Source organism: Pseudomonas sp. NPDC089547 (assembly GCF_050280665.1).
In the GTDB taxonomy this organism is placed as follows: Bacteria; Pseudomonadota; Gammaproteobacteria; order Pseudomonadales; family Pseudomonadaceae; genus Aquipseudomonas.
The window spans coordinates 24,201-44,098 of sequence record NZ_JBNNVS010000019.1; the positions used below are offsets into that span (position 1 = coordinate 24,201).

Sequence of the window (19,898 nt, forward strand, 5' to 3'; positions counted from 1 at the left end):
AGGGAGTTGATCGTGTCCATACCGTTCAGTGAAGTGAAGATTTTGGTAGTCGATGACCAAGCAGTCATCGTCGAGCAACTGTGTGAATTTCTCGAGTCCCAGGGTTACCACGCCCTGCCGGCCCACTCCACCGACGAAGCCATTGAGCGCTACCTGGCCGACGAGGCCATTGGCCTGATCATCTGCGACCTGCACATGCCCGAACGCGATGGTATCGAGCTGGTCCGGGCACTGAAGGAAGTCCCTGGGCAACGCATGTTCGAAGCCATCATGCTGACGGGCCGTGCAGACAAGCAGGATGTGATCCGCGCCCTGCGTGAGGGCTTTGCCGATTACTACCAGAAGCCCATGAACCTCGAAGAACTGCTGGAGGGCGTGCGCCGTCAGGAAGAAGCCCTGCAGGAGCGCCAGCGCAACTTCCGCGACCTGGGCGGGCTGAACCAGCGCTTGCAGGAGCTGGCCGAGTCGGTGGACGAACTGTACCAGGACCTGGAAAAAGCCCGCGGTCAAGGTACTCACCGACGCGCTACCGATGTGGAAGAGGGCGAGAGCGAGCTACCCGCGGCGTTCGAGAAGCTGTCGCCACGGCAGCTGGAAGTGGCGCGACTGGTGAGCAAGGGCAAGACCAATTACCAGATTGCCTGTGAACTGGGCATTACCGAAAATACGGTCAAATTGTATGTGTCGCAGGTGTTGCGTTTGACCCACATGCACAACCGTACCCAGCTGGCATTGGCGCTGACGCCCAGCTCGTCGCCGGTGCATCTGAGGTTTACTACCCATTGAGGGGGTGACTTCGAGATCTTGGGGCTGCTGTGCAGCCCATCGCGACACAAGGCCGCTCCTACAAGGGACCGCGTAGCCTATAGGAGCGGCCTTGCGTCGCGAAAGGGGCGCAAACGCCCCCTACAGTTGAAAACCCACACTCAGGGTCAGCCGGGGGCCACGGTCCAGGCTATCCAACGCCACATCCGCCAAAGGCTTCGCCACCTCCAGTCCAACGTTGAACAAGCGCTCATCCCCCAACCGCACACCCAGTGCCACCGAAGACAGATGGGCATCGTTCACCGGACCCCGGTTGTGCCAGGCCTGTGCCATATCCACTGCCGCATAGGGCTGCACCAGCGCCAGCCCATAGCCTCGCAGGCTGTAGTTCAACTCATAAGCCACTCCCCACCCCTTGTCCCCATCCGCTTGGTCCCGCGGATAACCACGCCCATAGCTCTGCCCGCCAAAACCCACCCGTTCGCTGTCGGGTAGCCGGTCATCACTCCAGTACAGCGCGCCCGACACCACGCCCTGCAAACGCGCTGACAGCAGGTCACTTTGCAGCCCCGACAACCTGAACCGCAGAAAGTCCATGTCGTAGTCGGCATCGCTGCGTGCGCCCAGGTAATCCAGCCCTTGATAGACCCCGGCACTGACAATGCGCAGGCGCCCAGCCTGCGCTTTGCGCCAGTCGCCTTCAAATGACAGTGCACGCACAGTGGTGTCGTAGTCCGCTGACGAAGGCTGCCTCTGTTCGACGTGTTCACTGACTGCATACAGATGCCCTTGCACGGCCAGCCATTCATCCGGCCTGACAATCACCGGCTGAAGCAAGCCCACCGCATAGCGCTCGCTATCGCGCTCACGGGTGATATCGCGGCCATCGTCCAGGCGAATGCGCGTGCCTGGCTCACTGCGGTAGCGCGAAGCCGACAGCAGCAGTTGGCTGCCGGCAGCGTCCAGGTGCTGGCTGTAGTCCAGCCGCAGGTAATGCACCTGGTCATCACCCGGGGGCAGCAACAGGCTGGCCTTGAACTGTTCGGCAAAGCGGGTCTGGGCGTTGCTGGTGGCCGTCAGCAGCGCCTGCGCATCGTCACGGTTGGAGTCCGCCACGGTAACAGCGGCGCTGAACGGCTTGCGCCGCGCATGCAAGGTCAGGTGGGCTGCACCGTCAGCGGTTTGCGCCATCGCCAGCTCAGCCTCTGTCGACACGCCTGGCAGGCGTTCGGCGAGCCCCAGGTAGCGCTCCAGCGTTTCGCGGGTCAGCGGACGCTCGGCTTGCACCCGCGCCAGCAACTGATGCAGGTAGTCGCTGGCCGGGCCGATATCGCCCTCCACACGATAATCCCGGATGTAGCCTTCGACCAGCACCACGTTGACCCGGCCCTCGGCCACATCCTGAGGTGGCAGGTAGGCGTAGGACAGCAGGTAACCTTCCTGCCGGTAGCGCTGGGTCAGGCGCTGGGTGTACTGCTGCAACTCGCCCAGCGTGGTCTTGCGCCCGATCAGTGGCTGATAATGCTCGCGCAGGTCACTCAGGGGAAACACCGTGCCGCCCTCGAAGCGCACTTTATGCACGACCATGGGGGTGTCCGCAGGCGCCCAGTCGAGGCTGCTGCCATCCGGCCCCACCCGCGTCAGGCTGGGGCTGACGGGGCGGTAGTGGTTGATCGGCAGGTTGGCCTCGGGCAGGCGCCGTTCGTACTCATGGCTGTCGAGAAAACCCGGCAACAGCTCGGCTCGGGCCACAAGCGCCCAAGGCAGCAATAACAGGGGCACGGCCAGAAGACGCATAGGGCGCTCCATGTTCCCTTGGTTTGCGGGGCGCCAGCCGGTCACTCCCGTTACGTGCAAGCGTAGGTGCTGGCCCCGCTGCCGTCGAACGCCTACTCGCTGACCTGGAACGCCACCCGCGCCGTCTCGCCGCTTTCATCCAGCGCACTGAGTTCGGCTTGCCCGGCCAGCGGCAACCGCACCAGCAGGCTGCCCTGCCCTTGGGTTTCGCCCAAAGGCTGGCCATTGAGGAACCACCAGCGCCGCCCGCCACCGCCCAAGGCCGACACATAGAGCTGCAACGGTTCGCTGCTGGTAGCCGGGCGGCGCAGGTTGTCGCCAGGGCGTACGCCAACAATCGACAGCGGCGGCGCGCTGGCGGGCACCTGCGGTGGGCAAGACGGGTCAATCGCCGGCAGGCGCGCGGAACGCTGCTCCACGCGGGGCAGCCAAGGTTCCAGCGGGGCCGGCCATAACGCGATGTCGCGGGTTCTGGCGCCTGGGCAACTGCCATCCACACGCAGCCCCTGCTCGTTGACCCACACACGTTCGCGCAGACCAAGGCCCAGCGGCTGGTCGGCGGCTTGCAGGGTTGGCGGCGTAGTGCCATCCAGGGTCCAGGCGAAACGCTGACGCCGGCAGTTGGGGTCCTGCTTGCTCATCGGCTGGCCCAGCGGCCAGCAGATCGCTGCCACTCCCACATTTGCCGGCACACGCGCCACCGGTACGCTGATGCCGCGCTGGCTATCACGGTTGCTCAGCAGGTCGTGTACCTGCAACATCAAAGGTGCCGCCGAGGCCAGGCCGAACTGGCCGGGTACCGGTGTGCCATCGGGGCGGCCGATCCACACGCCAATCAGGTAGCGCGGGCCCACGCCAATCGACCAGGCATCGCGAAAGCCATAGCTGGTGCCGGTCTTCCAGGCCAGTTGCGGTCGTTGCACCAGCTCTGCATGCGGGTCGCGGTCGGGGCGCGCCTGGCCACTGAGAATGCGCCGGATGATCCACGCTGCGCCCGGCGACAGTAGACGATGTTCGACCAGCGGGTCCTGCGGTTGCAAGCGCACCTGCGCACTGTTGCCACCCCGCGCCAACGCCGCGTAGCCACCCACCAGATCTTCCAGACGGCTACCGGCGCCGCCAAGGATCAACGACAGGTTGGGCTCGGCCAAAGGCGGCAAGACCAATGGTATGCCCGCCATGCGCAGTTGCGCCGCAAAGCGTTTCGGGCCATAGGCCTCGAGCAGTTGCACGGCTGGCAGGTTGAGTGACAGGGCCAGCGCAGAGCTGGCCGACACCGGCCCACTGAAACCCATGGAGAAGTTACCGGGGCGGTAATCGCCATAGCGCCGCGGCACATCCTGCAGCAACGATTCGGAATGGATCAGGCCATCGTCCAGCGCCATGCCGTAGAGGAACGGCTTGAGGGTGGAGCCCGGCGAACGTAGCGAGCGCACCATGTCGACATGCCCGAAGCGGCGTTCATCGGCCAGATCGATCGAGCCGAGGTAGGCACGCACCGCCATGGTCTGCGCCTCGACCACCAGGATGGCAGCCGACGTGCGCTCCGGCAGCCGCGCACGCCAGCCCAGCAACAAGTCTTCCAGGCGCCGCTGCAGGGCAGCATCCAGCGTGGTACGGATCAGCGGTGGGCTGTCGGCACTGTTCAGCCGGCGCGCCAGCAAGGGCGCAAGGGCGGGCTCCTGACGAGGCGCCAGCACCAGCGGCTCCTCGGCAGCCTCACGGATTTGCTGGGCAGGCCACACCTGGTATTCGGCCAGGCGTAGCAGCACCTTGTCGCGGGCACGCTGGGCACGCTCGGGGTGGCGATCCGGGCGCAGCCGGCTGGGGGCCTGTGGCAGCACCGCCAGCAGCGCGGCTTCGGCCGGGGTCAGGTGCAGGGGCGACTTGCCCAGGTACGCCCAGCTGGCTGCCGCCACACCTTGCAAGGTGCCGCCGAAGGGCGCGCGGTCCAGGTAGATTTGCAGGATTTCGCGCTTGGACAAATGCCATTCCAGCTGCGCCGTCCGCCACAACTGGCGCAATTTGCCAGGCAAGGTGCGGTCGTGTGGATCGAGCAGCCGTGCCACTTGCATCGACAACGTGCTGCCACCCGACACCACGCGCCCACCCCGCAGGTTCAGCCAGGCCGCGCGGGCCAGGGCTAACGGGTTGACCCCTGGGTGGTGGTAGAACCAGCGGTCCTCGTAGGTCAGCAAGGCTTGCAGGTACAACGGCGACACTTCGTCCGGGCTGACCGGGTAGCGCCACACACCCTCGGCATCGGCAAAGCGCCACAAGGGCGTGCCGTCTTCGGCCAGCACGACCCGGGCCAGATCGTCGCCCGGCAGGGGCAACGGCCACAGGCGGTCGGCAAGCCACAGCAGGCCGCACAACACCAGCAGGCCAATCAGCGTGGCGCGCAATAGCCTGCCAGCACGCGCTAAGCTTGGCATCGGGAACCGACCTGGCCAGGTGATGGCCAAAGGCTTGGGAACGGCAACCTCGCCGAATCGTTCATCAGGAAGCAACTATGCATGTAGAAGGTTTTTTCGAGTGGCTGGGCCAGGCACTGGGGTCGTTGATCCGCTTCATCGTCGACGCATTGAGCGGGTTGTTCAACCTGCTGGCCAATGCCGGCGGCAATTTCATCGACGGCCTGGCGCGCACCTTGGGCATGGACACCTCGCTGCTCAGCATCCTGGCCCTGATCATCGGCCTGATGCTGCTGTACTCGGCCATCCGCGCGTTCATGCGCGCCTCGATCATCCTCGGGATCATCTGGCTGGTGCTGGGGTTGTGGGTGATGAGCTGGGTGATTCACTGAATTTTGCAGCAGCCTTGCGCGGTCTGGTGTAGGAGCGGCCTTGTGTCGCGATCGGGCCGCAAAGCGGCCCCAGCAATTCAAGCGGCGGCGCTGAGAACCTGGGGCCGCTTTGCGGCCCGATCGCGACACAAGGCCGCTCCTACATCAGACCGCGCCGCTTTAGCGGGCTTTTACGGTCATCTCCCCTTGCCCATCCCCCACGGCCTGCAGGTTCGGCCGGTACATCGACTCGACCTGCGGCGGCGGCACGCGGTAGGTGCCCGGGGTCACTGCCCGTGCCAGGTACAACAGGTGCGTGGTGCCGTAGCCGTCGAGCTTGAGCGCAGCAACATAACGGTCATCACGGTACTCCTGATGCACCACGCTGGCGTTCTGCATCGACTCGCGCCATTCCTTCACCGCACTGCTGGCGTTGTCCAGGCTGGCAGCACTCTGCGCCAGGTTCTGGTTTTCCAGCTCCAGGCCTGCCGGCAGCAAGTCCACCACCAACGCATCCGGCACGCGGTCTTCGGCCTTGAGCGCCAGGTGCACCAGCACCAGGTCGCCACTGCGCAGGTTGTGCACATCCAGCGGCTGGCCGTTCATGCCCAGGTATTCTCGGCGAATCTGCATGCCGTTGCCGCCGGCAGCAGGTGCCTGGCGAGGGTAACCGGACAAGGTCAGCTGCTGGTACAGCGTGTCGCTGCCTTCGTTCTGCACACTCAGCGGCGAGGCCAGTAGCGGCCCTTCCAGCTTCATGCCGGCCTCGGCATTGTTGAACTCGCGCACCTCGCCAGCACTGTCCAGGCGTGCCTGCCACTTGCCTTCCGGCTTGCCCAGCAGCCCACGGCCGGCTAGGAACAGCGCGTTGCGCTCCTGAGTCGACAGCCAGCGGTTGGCTGCCAGTTCGTCCGACAAGGCGAACAGACGCTGGTCGACCTGGCTGCTGGCCAGGTTGCTTTCCTGCAACAGTGCCAGGATCAGCGCCTGGTCACGCAGGGCGCTGCCGTAGTCAGCCATCCAGCCTTTGCCACGGCTGATGCCCAGGCCGGCCTGCAAGGCCTGATCGGCACGCGGCTTGTCGCCCATCTTGTCCAGCGCCACCGCCAGTTGCACCAACGGCAGGCCAGAGCGAGCATCGGCGCGGCGCTCGAACAGCCCACGCAAGGCACCCAATGGCGCCTGCTGGCTGCGCGACAGCACCAGCGCCGCGTAGGCCTGCACGGCAAAGCGGGTGTGGTCGGCGTTTTCGCTGTAATCCACTTCGATCAGGTTGCGCTCCTGCAGGTAGCGCAGCAGGCGCTCACTGGCCTTCTTCAGCGCTTCGGCCGGTACGCCATAACCCTGGTCTCGGGCACGCTGCAGGAAGTCGGTGACATAGGCGGTCAGCCAGTACTCTTCTTCACTGTCCGAGCTCCACAGGCCAAAGCTGCCGTTGTAGCGCTGCATGCCTAGCAGGTGCTCGATGCCCATCTCTATCTTGCGCTTGCGCACGTCTGCCGGTTCGCCCTTGATACCCAGGCGCTTGAGGCTGTCGGCATCGGCGTACAGCGAGGGGTACAGACCGCTGGTGGTCTGCTCAAGGCACCCGTAGGGGTAGGCTTGCAGGGCGCGAATCTGCTCGGCCAGGTTCAGCGGTGGCCGGCTCGACAAGGCCAGGCTGGCTTCCAGCCCCGCAGGCTCGAATGCCGCCAGGTCTGCTTCGGGCAGTGTCCATGGCTGGTCTTTCAGGGCCACGCGGTAGTGCTTGAGCATCGCCGGGTAGGCAGGGCGCACGCCCAACGTCCACTCCCGCTCGAACGCGGTGGTCGGCTCGTCTGGCAGTTGCAGGCCCGTGACCCGCACATGCACCTTGCCTTGCCCCAAGCCGCCCTGGGCCTGCACCGGGATCATCAGCGTCGAGCGCTGGCCTTCGGCCAGGGCCACACTCTGCACGGCACTGGCCGCAAGGCTCAGTTGCCCTTGGGTGGTAATTTCAACGTTCAGTTGCTGAGCGCGGCCCGACAGGTTGGCCAGGTCCAGCGCCAGGCTGGTGCGGTCGCCGCCGGCCAGGAAGCGCGGCGCCGACAGTTCGGCAATCAGCGGTGCGGCAACCACGGTCTTGCCTTCGGCCATGCCGAAGTGTTCTTCGGTCCAGGCCTGGGCCATCAGCCGCAGCTCGCCGTTGAAGTCCGGGATCTCGACCGTAGCTTCGCCCTCACCCTTGTCGTCCAGGGTTACCGGCAGGCTCTGCTGGGCGACGATGGTCACCGTGGTATTGGGGCGCTTGCCCCCCTTGGCCAGGGCCGCGTCACCACCAAACGCCAGGCTGGCCAGGCGGCCCTGCCCGGCTTCGATCAGTTGGCCATAGATGTCCAGCTGGTCGGCGCCGTAGGCCTTGCGACCGAACAGGCTGGCGAACGGGTCGGGGGTTTTGAAATCGGTGATGTTGAGGATGCCAACGTCAACTGCCGACAACAGCACATGCACTTGCTTCGGCACGCTGCCATCAGCGTTGGCGGCCTTCACCTTCACGGTCAGCGGCTGTTTCGGGCGCATCTTGTCCGGTGCCTGCAGGCTCACTGCCAACTTGCGCTCAGCGCGGTCCAGCGGCAGGTGCAGCACGCCGACCGAACGCTTGGGCGTGGCGTTGGCCTTGCGTTCACCCGGGCGGATCACCAGCGCGCTGATGTACAGGTCGTGGCGGGCCCAGGCCTTGTCCAGTTGCACATCGAACGTCTTGCCTTCGGCAGGCACGTCGATTTCCTGCCACCACAGCGGACCGTCGCTGGACTCGACCATCAAGTAGCCGCTACCTGCAGCAGGCGCAGTGACGGTGACCTTGGCGGTAGCGCCGTCGGCGTAGGACGGTTTGTCCAGTGCGAGCTTGACCTGGTCCGGGCGCACGGCGCCGCCTTCGGCGTTGTCCTGGGCACGGTAGCCGGCCCAGAAGCGCTCGCTGGACACCAGGCCGGTCTGCGGGTCTTCCACCTCGACGCGGTACGGGCCCCACTCCACCTGGAAGCTCAGTTTGGCGGTGGAACCCGCCTTGACGCTGACCGTCTCTTCGCTCTGGGTCAGGAACTTCTCGTTGTAGGCGTAGCTCCAGCCGTCGCTCTGCGAGTAGTTCCAGTAGTAATCGCGACGTTCGCGGATCAACCGCACCTTGAGGTCGTTGGCCGCCAGCTTGTTGCCGTCGCGGTCGGCTACCAGGAATTCGAATTCCACCGGCCCGTCACTGTCGGTTTCCTCACCATCAAACAGGCCACGCAGGCCCGGCAAGCGCTCGGCTGGCCAGATCGGCTGCTCCAGGCGCCGGGTGATCGGCCGGCCGCCAGACTCCTGCAAGCTGGCCTGCACGGTCAGTTGCAGCGGGGAGCGGGCTTCAGCCCAGTGGCTCTCGATATCGATCACCGCCTTGCCCGCCTGATCGAGGGTGACCTCGTCCAGTTCCAGGTCCTGGTTCAACTCGGTTTCGGTAACCGAGCCGAACTGATAGCCGGGTAGCGCAGGCACCGCCTCGCGCAGGGGGCGCACATAGGCCTGGCCACTCAGGCGATTTCCGGCAGCCGGGGCGCCATAAAGGTAACGGCCATTGACCTGAATGCGCGCATCCTCATCGGGTGACAGCGGCGTGCTGCTGCCCTTCAGCTCCAGCGCCAGGCGCTCGGGCAGGAAGTCTTCGACAAGGAATTCATAGACCTGCTTGCGCCCGCCGCCCAGGTCGAGCAGCAGTTGCCAACGGCCAGTCGGGGCTTCGGTGGCCAGCTGCAATTGGTACTGGTACAGGCCATTGCCATCGGCTTCCCAGACGAACTTGCGGCTGACCTGCTCATCCGGGCGGCGCACTTCCACGCTCACCGGCTGGGCTTTGACGGGTTTGCCGTCCTGGTCGCGCAGCAGGCCGTTGAGCAGCACGGTTTCGCCCGGGCGGTACAGGTCGCGCGGGCCGAAGATGAAGAATTGCAGCGGGTTGGCCTGGGGCCCGGTGATATCGAACTCCGCGAGGTCGAGCGCGGCGGTGTTCAGGCGCAGCAGGGTGGTGTGCACGCCTTGGGTGGCGATCAGGGTATCGGCCTTGGGCGTGATCGGCAGTTGGGCGTGGCCTTTGCCGTCGGTGGTGGCCTGGGCCAGCAACTTGCCCTTCTCGTCATGGATTTCCAGGTTGACGCCATTCATCGCCTTGCCGCCTTCCAGGGCCTGGGCAAACACGTCGAGGCGGTCACGGTAGCGGTGCGCAGACACGCCAATGTCACTGAGGGTGAACAGGGTCGCTGGCTGCGAGTAATCGTAGGTGCCCGAGGCACGCATCACTGCCAGGTACACGCCAGGGTCCTGGAGCGGCTTGATGCCAGCAATGGGCAGCAGCACGGTCTCGCGCGTGTTGCGGGCGGGGTTGAGGTCGAAGCGGCCGCTATAGACCAGCTCGGCCATGTCCAGGGTTTCCTTGGACTGGTAGTAGTACAGGCTGCTGTTGCGCCCCCAGCTGGCCAGGAAGGTCGAGAGCATTTCCGGCTTCACCCGGAAGAACTCGACATCGACCTTGTCGACGTTCAGGGCAATCACCGGCAGGCCTTCGGCCAGGCGCGTGGGCAGCAGCGAGCCGCGGCTGGCAAAGCCGATGGTCGGCTGCATGTCGCGGGTTTCCAGGCGGGTGATCGACTCGCTGTCGAGCTGCTTGCCGTTGACCGCCAGCAGGCCTTTGTCAACGGTCAGCACCAGCTTGCGCTGCGGCTCCAGGTGGCGCAGGCGCAGCTCCATCTGGTTGTCGGAGAGTTCCCAGGCGCCGTCGAGCTTGCCTTTGACGGTGTCGACCAGGTGCACCTTGGTGGCGAAGTCCTGTTTGGCATCCAGCGGTGCAGAGAAGCTGATCGACAGCGTGGCCGCACCGTCGAGCTGCACTTCCGAAACGTCCAGTACCGTAAGTTCGCGGCCCTCGTAGCGCTTGGCAAGCACGGCCGGGTCCTCGCGCTTGGGCGCGGGAGCTTCAGCGGCCGCGGTGGCAACAGGTTTCTCCGCCGGCACCGGTTTTTCCGGCGTGGAAGAGTCACAGGCACTGAGCAAGGCCAGCGCGCAGGCCAGCAACAATCCTTTGTTGAACATGGAGTAGGAACTCTTTGGCAGCGTGTACGTGAGGGCAGCAACTATAGCTGGCTGAGACCATGTTCGCGCGATTTGGTTGCCTGGCCGTTACACTGTGGCCATTCAGAATAGCCGGGGGCGCTTTGCGCCCCTTTCGCGACACAAGGCCGTTCCTACACGGACCGCGTTTCCCCTGTAGGAGCGGCCTTGTGTCGCGAAAGGGCTGCGAAGCAGCCCCAGATTCCCCAGGACACCCAATGACTGCACTGAACGCCGACTGGCGCCACCGCCCCACCCACCACAAGGTCTGGGCGCTGGCCGCGCCGATGATCCTGTCCAACATCTCCGTGCCCCTGGTGGCGCTGGTTGACAGCACAGTCATCGGCCACCTCCCCCACGCTCACCAACTGGGCGCTGTGGCCGTGGGTGCCACACTGTTCACCTTCATGGTCGGCCTGATGGGCTTCCTGCGCATGGGCTCCACCGGCTTCGCCGCCCAGGCTGCCGGCCGTGGCGATGGTGCTGCGCTGCGCCAGGTGCTGGTGCAAGGGCTGTTGCTGGCGGTGAGCTTTGCCCTGCTCATCGGCCTGCTGGCCCTGCCGTTCAGCCAGCTTGCACTGCATGCGATGCAACCCAGCGCCGCCCTCCAGCAAGCCACTGAAGACTTCTTCCATACCCGCCTGCTCGGCCTGCCGGCGGCGTTGGCCAGCTATGCCCTGGTGGGGTGGTTCCTTGGCACACAGAATGCCCGGGCGCCGCTGGCGATCCTGCTGACCACCAACTTGCTGAACATCGCCTTGAACCTGTGGTTCGTGCTGGGCCTGGACTGGGGCGTGCTCGGTTCGGCACGGGCGTCGGTGATTGCCGAATGGAGTGCCGCCCTGCTCGGCCTGGCCCTGACCCGCCCGGCCCTGCGTGCTTACCCAGGGCAGATCGTGTGGGCGGCGCTCAAGCGCTGGCAGGCCTGGCGCCCGCTGCTGTCGGTAAACCGCGACATCTTCCTGCGCAGCCTGGCGCTGCAACTGGTGTTCCTGCTGATTACCGTGCAAGGCGCGCGCCTGGGCGAAGCCACCGTGGCGGCCAACGCCCTGCTGCTCAATGGCCTGCTGCTGACCGCCTATGCGCTGGATGGCTTGGCGCATGCAGTCGAAGCCCTGTGCGGCCACGCCATTGGCGCCCGTGACCGAGATACCCTGCGCCGTTCGCTGGTGGTGGCCTGTGGCTGGTCACTGATCACCAGTGTGGGATTCGCCGGGTTGTTCCTGCTGGGTGGGCACCTGTTTATCGACATGCAGACCGACATCGACAGTGTGCGGGCGGCGGCTTATCCGTACTTGCCGTATCTGGCGTTGCTACCGGTGATTGCGGTGTGGAGTTACTTGCTGGACGGGTTGTTCATTGGTGCGACGCGGGCACGAGAGATGCGCAATGCGATGCTGCTTTCGGTGTTGATTGCGCTGCCGGTGGCGGTGGCCATGAACGGGTTGGGCAACCATGGGTTGTGGTTGGCTTTCCTGGGGTTCATGGGCTTGCGGGCGGTGACATTGGGGTGGGTGGGGTGGCGGTTGCAGCAGAGCGGTGAGTGGATTCGGTAATGCCGGGTACCGCGGGTCGGTCTGGAATCGCGATCCCGTGTAGGAGCGGCCTTGTGTCGCGAAATGAGGGCGAAGCCCTCACCTTCGGTCTCACACCCACACACAATCCCAATGGGGATAATCACCAGCCCGCCGCACCAGGCCAGCCCGAATGGGGTTGGCTATGATGTAGCGGGCAGCAACCCTGACATCCTCGTCCTTGCGCAACGCCCGGTCATAAAAACCAGGCTGCCAGATGTGCTCACGCTCGGCACCTTTACGGTAAAGCGCACAGCTGCTTCGTGACTTGAAGGCGCACATGAGTCTATCCAGACTCGTTGGCCCCAGCTCGATCAACCAATGCAGGTGGTCTGGCATCAGAACCCAAGCCAATGAGCGGCAATTGCCTTCCTGATCACTCAGACGCAATTGATGGATGGCCGCTCGTGCAAACCAGAGGTTCTGGAACAGGGGCAAGCGCTGACGGGTAATAGTGGTTAGCAGGTAAAGCCTGCCTGGCTCTGAATAGCGCCCTTGGCGCAAGCGGTGATTGCCGTGACGATCCATGTCGACTTCCTTTGAACATTGCATTCGCAGGATAGGTGTCGTGACGAGAGGTGGCATGGGCTGATCATTACCGCGTATGACGCGGTGAGGGCTGCGCCCTCAGATCGCGACACAAGGCCGCTCCTACAAGGGATCGCGTACGGCAGATAGTACGCGGTTACCTGTAGGAGCGGCCCCGTCAATTACGACGACAAGTACGAAGACCGGGTCAAGCCCAAACGCAACGCGTCCAGGAACTGGGTGCGCTCGCGCGCGGTGATCTTGGCGCTGGCCACTTTGTCGCGGTAGTGGGTCATCAACTCCTCCGGCGACAGGTGCACGTAGCGCAGCATGTCTTCGATGGTGTCGTGGGTCTCGATACCGGCGTGGTACACGCTGCCATCGGCGTTCTGGTAGATGTTCACCGAGTCGGTGTCACCGAACAGGTTGTGCATGTCACCAAGGATTTCCTGGTAGGCACCAACCAGGAACACGCCCAGCAGGTAGTCCTCGCCTTCCTTCACCGCGTGCACCGGCATGCTGGTTTCGATGCTCTGTTCGTCGACGTACTGGTTGATCTTGCCGTCAGAGTCGCAGGTCAGGTCCTGCAGTACCGCACGACGCATCGGCTCTTCGTCCAGGCGGTGCAGCGGGATGATCGGCAGTACCTGGCCGATGGCCCAGGTGTCCGGCAGGCTCTGGAACACCGAGAAGTTGCAGATGTACTTGTCGGCCAGCTTGTCGTTCAGTTCGTCCAGCACCTGGCGGTGCGAACGCTGGCGGGCTTTGAGCGAGTTGTGCAGGCGACGGCACACGGCAAAGTAGCACTGCTCGGCCAGGGCTTTCTCGCCCAGGGTGATCTTGCCATCGGCATACTGCGCGGCCACATCACCCATGTAGTGGGTGGCGCGCCAGTAAGTCTCGGTGACCATCTCGATGTCGGTCGGGCCCAGCAGGTCGACCAGCCACTGCACGGTCTCGGGCAGGGCTTCCTTGTTTTCGATGGTCGGCACGTCGTCGTTGTGCTTCTCGACGTCGGTAACCTGGATCACCAACATGGCGTGGTGCGCAGTCAGCGAGCGGCCACTTTCGGAGAAGATGTGCGGGTGCGGCAGGCCCTGCGCGTCGCAGAACTCCTTGAGCATGCCCACCACCACGCCAGCGTAGTCGTCCATGTCGTAGTTGATGGAACTGGCATTGCGCGAGTGGGTACCGTCGTAGTCGACACCCAGGCCACCGCCCACGTCAATGTGGTCGACCGGCAGGCCAAGTGCACGCAACTCGCCGTAGTAACGGATGGCTTCCTTGAAACCATGCTGGTAATCGGCCAGGTTGGCGATCTGCGACCCCATGTGGAAGTGCAGCAGCCGGATGCCCTGATCCAGGCCGGCATCGCGGAAGCGCTGCACCACCGAGATCAACTGGGCAGCAGACAAGCCGAACTTGGACTTCTCGCCACCGGTATCGGCCCACTTGCTGGAGGCCAACGACGACAGGCGCACGCGCAGGCCCACCTGCGGTTTCACCTTGAGTTCGGCGGCCTCCTCGATCACCAGGGCCACTTCCGACTCTTTCTCGATGACGATGAACACGTTGTGGCCCAGCTTCTGGCCCATCAACGCCAGGCGGATGAACTCACGGTCCTTGTAGCCGTTGCAGACAATGGTGCCGCCCTTTGGCGCCAGCGCCAGCACCGCCAGCAGCTCTGGCTTGGAGCCGGCTTCCAGGCCGATGGAGACGTTCTGCGTGGCGATGATGTTTTCCACCACGGCTTCTTGCTGGTTGACCTTGATCGGGTACAGCGCGGTGTACTGGCTCTGGTACTCCAGGCGCGCGATATTGGCGTCGAACGCGCCGGTCAGCTGGCGTACGCGGTCCTGCAGAATGTCGGGAAAGCGGACCAGCAATGGCAGCGACAGGCCGCTCTGGCGCAGTTCGTCTACCTGTTCAAACAGGTCGATCGGCGCGCTGTCGGGGCCGTTCGGGCGCACTTCGACGCGCCCGGCTTCATTGATGGCGAAATAACCAGCGCCCCAATGGCGGATGCCATAAACACTGCGGCTGTCGGCCACGGTCCATTGGCTACCATCGTCTTTGCGTGTGCGTCGTACGGACATTCAAGTCCCCTATAGATAAGTCGAAAACACTGCCCCGCAGGCAGCGGAGCGAGTGTAAAAGCTGAAAATGACGATTCATCCGTGCTCAGGCATAGACCCTGGCCACGGGAACGAGTTTAGAAAGCGCTGGGCAAAAAATCGCGTGGTGGCCTCAGCCGCCGGACTTTTTCGCCTTGAAACCCTGTTTGGTCAGCTCGCCGATCAACAGCTCGACATGGTCGCCCTGGATCTCGATAACCCCGTCTTTCAGGGCGCCGCCGGTACCACAGCGGCGCTTGAGGGCCGCCGCCAGGTCCTTGAGCTGGTCGGGCGGCAGCGGCACGCCGCTGACGGTGGTCACGGTCTTGCCGCCACGGCCTTTGCTCTCACGGCGCACACGGGCAATGCCGTCGCCTTCGGGGATAATTTGCTGCTTGCAGATGCAGGCATCCACCGGCTGACCACAGTCGGGGCAGTGCCGACCGGCGTCGGTGGAGTACACGAGACCGCCAAGGGCGGAAAAGGAAGAAGCTTTCTTGGCCACTTTTGTTCCTCTGTGCTGAGGACAAAAACTGGTCGTGCCTTGGGGTTGAGGCCGACCGCGAAGCCCCACTCTGGCAGGGGCGGCGCTACTGCCGCAAGAAATGCGACAGCCCGAAAAGGGCGCGCAGTTTAACGATAAATGGGGCGGTTGCTAAGTACTGGATTGCGGCATTTTACGAATGTTTTGCGACTACTCGCGCTTGGGGGCTGCTGCGCAGCCCGATCGCGACACAAGGCCGCTCCTACAACAGAACGCGTCCCTTCGGCTTGCACGGTCCTCTGTAGGAGCGGCCTTGTGTCGCGAAAGGACCGCAACGCGGTCCCCTGCGTCATCCCAGGCTAGCTTTATAGCGCTGCAACGCCGCCAACGAGTCCGGGCAATAGGGTTTGGCCAGGCTTTCCTCTTCGGCCAACCCAAGGCTGACAAAGCGAGCCTCAATCACCTCTTCCGGCTGCAAGCGCAACGGCGCATCCGACACCGCCGAATACACCGCACACCACAACCGGTTATCGGGCTGGTCAAAGTAGAACCGCTCATGAAACCGCAGTTCCACACCCTCAATGCCCAACTCCTCGGCCAGTTCACGCGCCGCCGACTCGGCATAGCCTTCCCCGGCCGTGACCATGCCACCCGCCGCCACATCCCAGTACCCCGGGTACAGCGCCTTGCTCAAGGTTCGCCGGTGCACACACAACTCACCGGCGCTATTGAACAGCAGGATGAACGTGCAACGCCCGATCAACCCGCGCTCGCGCAGTTCGGCGCGGGGCAATGCCCCCAGCACCTGGTCGGCCTCGTCCACCCAGCAGACCAGTTCGCGGTCAGAAGCCGCCCGGTGGGCGGCCTCGTTTGGGCCGATAGCCATCATCAACCCTGCGACAGCAGCTGACGCAGGTCGATGACCGCAGCGTTGGCTCGGGAAATGTAGTTGGCCATGACCAGCGAGTGGTTGGCCCACATGCCAAAGCCACTGCCGTTGAGCACCATCGGGCTCCACAGCGGCTCTTGCGAGGCCTCCAGCTCACGGATGATCTGGCGCACGCTGACCGTGGCGTTCTTCTTCGCCAGCACGTCGGCAAAGTCCACCTCGATGGCACGCAGCAAGTGCGAGAGCGCCCAGGCCTGGCCACGGGCTTCGTAGAACACGTTGTCGATCTGCAGCCATGGGGTTTCCACCAGCTCTTCATCCACCTGCGGCGCCTGGCCGGCAACCACCGACTCGGTCTTCAGCGTGGAGTTCAGCTTGACCCGGCCAACACTGGCCGACAGGCGCTGCGACAGCGAGCCCAGGCGGGTGGCAACATCACCCAGCCAGTTGTTCAGGTTGTCGGCACGGGTGTAGAAGATCGCGCCCTTGTCGCCAGCAGCCAGACGGGTCTGGTAGCGGCTCAGCGACTTGATGCCCTCTTCGAACTCCGACTCGCTCGATGGCAGGATCCAGCTCTTGTTGTCGAAGTTGAAGCGCGGCTCCGCCTTGGCCAGGTCGGCGTCTTCGGTGGACTGCGACTGCGAACGGGCGAAGTCCTTGCGCAGGGCACGGGACAGGTCGCGCACCTGCACCAGCACGCCGTACTCCCAGCTCGGCATGTTGTCCATCCACAGCCCTGGCGGGAAGCGGTCATTGGAAATGTAGCCGCCTGGCTTGTTCAGCAAGGTACCGGCCACGGTCTTGAGGGTTTCGATGGTGGTGTAGCCCACCACCATCTGCTGGCCACCGCGCTCAGCAGCAGCCTGGGCATTCTGCTGCACCGGGAACAGCGCAGGCTCCTGGCTCCAGTACCAGCCCAGGCCGATGCACACCAGCAGGTACAACCCGATCAGGGTCCCCAGGGCGCGGCTCCACAGGCCGCCAAGGTAGCTACGGGCAGCAGCGCCGCGGCCATCGACACGCTCGCGGGGCTCGGCTTTGGCCTCGCGGTTTTTCCAGTCCAGCATGGCTTTGTCCTTAATCAGTCACGACGGTTCAGGGGCTTTGACCACAGGCCTGCGCCAGGGTGCCACGGCAAGCCCGCGTGGCAGCACTATAAAGCAGACACTACCGTACGCATAAGCGACCATTCAGTCAGCAACTGAATATTCGTTCTGGCCGCTTTGTTGATGCAGGGCACTCACGCCTTTGAAAAGAGCTGCTAGCATAGAGCCATCATTGCCCCTGCATATCCCAACCTATAAGTAGCCAGGACATGAGCCAAGCAGTCGAGCCGAGCCCGCAGTGCCCCGCCCAGCAGGCGACGCGTAGCGGCCTGCGCAAGGATGACCCGCTCGACCAGGTGCTGCTGCCGCCCCTGCGTAAACCGGTGTACATCCTGCTGCAGGACCACGGGCGTGCCCAGCGCCTGGCCCAGCAACTGGAATTCTTCGGCCTGGTGGTGCAAGCCCTGCCCAGCGCTGCGGCGTTCTGCGCCTCGATCAGCGAATACCCACCTTCGGCCATCGTCATGGACGTCGACTTCACCGGTGCTGGCCAAGGCCTGCGGCTGGCTGCCCAGGTGCAGCTAGGGCTGGCACAGCCTATTCCGCTGCTGTTCTTCAGCCACCATGACGCCGACACCCCAACCCGCCTGGCCGCCGTGCGCGCCGGTGGCCAGGACTTCCTCACCGGCAGCCTGGAGGCTTCCAGCCTGCTGGAAAAGGTGGAACTGCTGACCAACGCCACTGCACAAGACCCGCTACGCGTGCTGATCATCGACGACTCGCGCACGCAGGCCCTGCATACCGAGCGTGTGCTCGCCAGCGCCGGCATGGTCACCCGCAGCCTGACCGACCCGATCCGCACCATGGCCGAGCTTGCCGACTTCCAGCCCGACCTGATCATCCTTGACCTGTACATGCCGGCCTGCACCGGCCCGGAACTGGCCAAGGTCATCCGCCACAGCGACCGCTATGTGAGCGTGCCGATCATCTACCTGTCTGCCGAGGACGACCTGGACAAGCAGCTGGATGCCATGAGCGAAGGCGGGGATGACTTCCTGACCAAGCCGTTTCGCTCACGCCACCTGATCACCACCGTGCGCAACCGCGCCGCCCGCGCCCGCCACCTCAAGGCGCGCATGGTACGCGACAGCCTGACCGGGCTATACAACCACACACACATCCTGCAACTGCTGGAAGACTGCAGCTTCCGCGCACGCCGTGAGCAGCAGCCGTTGAGCTTTGCCATGCTCGACATCGACCACTTCAAGAAGATCAACGACCGCCACGGCCACCCCATGGGCGACCGGGTAATCAAGAGCCTGGCGCTGTTCCTCAAGCAGCGCTTGCGCAAGACCGATTTTATCGGCCGTTATGGCGGTGAGGAGTTCGCCATTGTCATGCCCAACACGGCCCTGGATGCGGCGCACAAGGTACTGGACGAGATTCGCCGGCGTTTTGCCGAGATTCTTTACCCGGCGCAGCCGCGGGATTTGCAGTGCACCTTCAGTGCCGGGGTGGTGCAGCTGGATGAGGGGCTGGATGCGCTGACCATGGCCAGTGCAGCGGACGAGGCGCTGTACCGGGCCAAGCATGCGGGGCGTAATTGCGTGGTGCGCGTAGAACCCTGAGTTTTCTGTCGCCTGGACGAGCCCGCGAAGAGGCCAGCACAGCTCTTCACCAATACAGGCACTGTGCCACTTTTTTTCTGGCGCCAACCCATCGGCGTCATCACCCGGTCACAAAATCGCAATAACTTCAGGCGCCTACCTCTCCCCTGCGCAGGAAGTTCGCAGCTATGCGCCTGAAGTGGCTGACCAATTTCAACACCCTGTTGCTGGTGACCGTGTGCCTCGCCCTGGGCGCCACCTTATGGTGGTCGCAGCGGGCGCTGGAGCGCCCCTACCAGATGATGGAACACTACCTGGGCCTGTCCCAGCAGTTCCAGAACCAGGCAGCACGCAACATCCAGGCTTACCTCGGCAGCGGTGACGCACTTCGCCATGCAGCCGCCATGGAGGGCAACCAGCAACTGCGGGCCGCCTTGCCCGAATGGCCTGCTGAGATGGCCGACAAACTGCGCCCCAGCCTGGACAGCCTGCAGGCTTTTACGGCCAATGAACTGCTGGCAGCCGGCAAACTGGCCGGCGATCCACAAGCCCTGCTGTTGCAGGCCGAGCGGGAACTGGGGGCCAACTTCGAGCAACTGGCCGGCTACGCCCGCGACAGCGGTAGCGCCGATGCCAACCGCTACCTGTTGCCATTGCTCGACGCCACTGTGCACCTGAGCCGCCTTTCGCTGGCCCGGGACAAACTGGTCAGCAGCGGCCGCCCGGAGCTGGCCGACGAGGTGGAACGCGAACTGCAACTGATCCGCGCCCAGGCCCAGGCCATCGACGCGTTGCCCCTGCTTGGCGTAACCCGCGCCGCCGAATCCGGTGCAGACGACTTCGCCGCGATGATGGGCCTTGAAACCCAGGCCAATGCCCAGCAAGAGGACATCGCGGTTGGCCTCAAACGTGAACTGCAAAGCCTGCTAAGCCGCTACCCGGCTGAATTGCAGCGCACCCGCGAACAGATCGAACGCCGCGGCGCCCTGGCCGCCAGCACCAATCAACGCCTGGAGGCCGTGCAGCTAGCCATCGCAGCGCTGGAGCCCGAAGTACGTGGCCAGCACGGGAAAATTGCCGCCGAGGTGCGCATCATCCAGGGTTTGATGATTGGCTTGATCCTGCTGATCGCCTTGTTGATCGACACCTTGCAACGCCGCCTGACGCGCACCCTCACCGGCCTGGCACCAGCCCTGTCGCGCTGGGCCG

12 protein-coding genes are annotated in these 19,898 nt (G+C 64.3%); 4 read left to right on the forward strand and 8 right to left on the reverse strand.

The annotated features are described in order from the left end of the window. The first annotated feature begins 12 nt into the window (after positions 1-12). Entirely contained in the window at positions 13-786 is a 774-nt protein-coding gene (locus ACQKPZ_RS15075) for a response regulator (RefSeq protein ID WP_427539357.1), read from the forward strand. A gap of 120 nt (positions 787-906) precedes the next feature. On the opposite strand, the gene ACQKPZ_RS15080 is transcribed toward ACQKPZ_RS15075, so the two are convergent. Together ACQKPZ_RS15080 and pbpC are read right to left on the reverse strand one after the other, a co-directional pair. Next, positions 907-2,562: a ShlB/FhaC/HecB family hemolysin secretion/activation protein gene (locus ACQKPZ_RS15080; protein ID WP_427539360.1), complete on the reverse strand. Its 1,656-nt coding sequence runs from the start codon at positions 2,560-2,562 to the stop codon at positions 907-909. Between the two features lie 92 nt (positions 2,563-2,654). Beyond that, the gene (pbpC, locus tag ACQKPZ_RS15085; protein ID WP_427539363.1) at positions 2,655-4,997 is read right to left on the reverse strand and encodes a peptidoglycan glycosyltransferase PbpC; all 2,343 of its coding nucleotides are present in this window, start codon (positions 4,995-4,997) and stop codon (positions 2,655-2,657) included. A 77-nt stretch (positions 4,998-5,074) separates the two neighbouring features. Between pbpC and ACQKPZ_RS15090 the strand changes: the two genes are divergently transcribed. Next, on the forward strand, positions 5,075-5,368 hold the full coding sequence (locus ACQKPZ_RS15090) for a hypothetical protein (RefSeq protein ID WP_012270337.1): 294 nt from the start codon (positions 5,075-5,077) through the stop codon (positions 5,366-5,368). Positions 5,369-5,527: 159 nt separating this feature from the next. On the opposite strand, the gene ACQKPZ_RS15095 is transcribed toward ACQKPZ_RS15090, so the two are convergent. Beyond that, positions 5,528-10,429, reverse strand: coding sequence for an alpha-2-macroglobulin family protein (locus tag ACQKPZ_RS15095; RefSeq protein WP_427539366.1), 4,902 nt, complete (start codon positions 10,427-10,429; stop codon positions 5,528-5,530). 236 nt (positions 10,430-10,665) lie between these two features. On the opposite strand from ACQKPZ_RS15095, the gene ACQKPZ_RS15100 reads away from it, so the two are divergent. Then, complete coding sequence (locus ACQKPZ_RS15100) at positions 10,666-12,003, forward strand: MATE family efflux transporter (RefSeq protein WP_427539369.1); 1,338 nt, start codon at positions 10,666-10,668, stop codon at positions 12,001-12,003. A gap of 90 nt (positions 12,004-12,093) precedes the next feature. Here ACQKPZ_RS15100 and ACQKPZ_RS15105 read toward each other — a convergent pair whose 3' ends face one another. From ACQKPZ_RS15105 to ACQKPZ_RS15125, 5 genes are all read right to left on the reverse strand, one after another. Further along, on the reverse strand, positions 12,094-12,549 hold the full coding sequence (locus ACQKPZ_RS15105; protein WP_427539372.1) for an REP-associated tyrosine transposase: 456 nt from the start codon (positions 12,547-12,549) through the stop codon (positions 12,094-12,096). Between the two features lie 182 nt (positions 12,550-12,731). Next, entirely contained in the window at positions 12,732-14,645 is a 1,914-nt protein-coding gene (gene speA, locus ACQKPZ_RS15110) for an arginine decarboxylase (RefSeq protein WP_391130890.1), read from the reverse strand. A 151-nt stretch (positions 14,646-14,796) separates the two neighbouring features. Beyond that, on the reverse strand, positions 14,797-15,168 hold the full coding sequence (locus ACQKPZ_RS15115) for a translation initiation factor Sui1 (protein ID WP_391130893.1): 372 nt from the start codon (positions 15,166-15,168) through the stop codon (positions 14,797-14,799). A 328-nt stretch (positions 15,169-15,496) separates the two neighbouring features. Continuing rightward, positions 15,497-16,033: an NUDIX hydrolase gene (locus tag ACQKPZ_RS15120; RefSeq protein ID WP_427539375.1), complete on the reverse strand. Its 537-nt coding sequence runs from the start codon at positions 16,031-16,033 to the stop codon at positions 15,497-15,499. A gap of 2 nt (positions 16,034-16,035) precedes the next feature. Further along, the gene (locus ACQKPZ_RS15125; protein ID WP_391130898.1) at positions 16,036-17,103 is read right to left on the reverse strand and encodes a DUF2333 family protein; all 1,068 of its coding nucleotides are present in this window, start codon (positions 17,101-17,103) and stop codon (positions 16,036-16,038) included. Positions 17,104-17,351: 248 nt separating this feature from the next. Between ACQKPZ_RS15125 and ACQKPZ_RS15130 the strand changes: the two genes are divergently transcribed. After that, positions 17,352-18,710, forward strand: coding sequence for a diguanylate cyclase (locus ACQKPZ_RS15130; protein WP_427539378.1), 1,359 nt, complete (start codon positions 17,352-17,354; stop codon positions 18,708-18,710). Positions 18,711-19,898 lie beyond the last annotated feature (1,188 nt).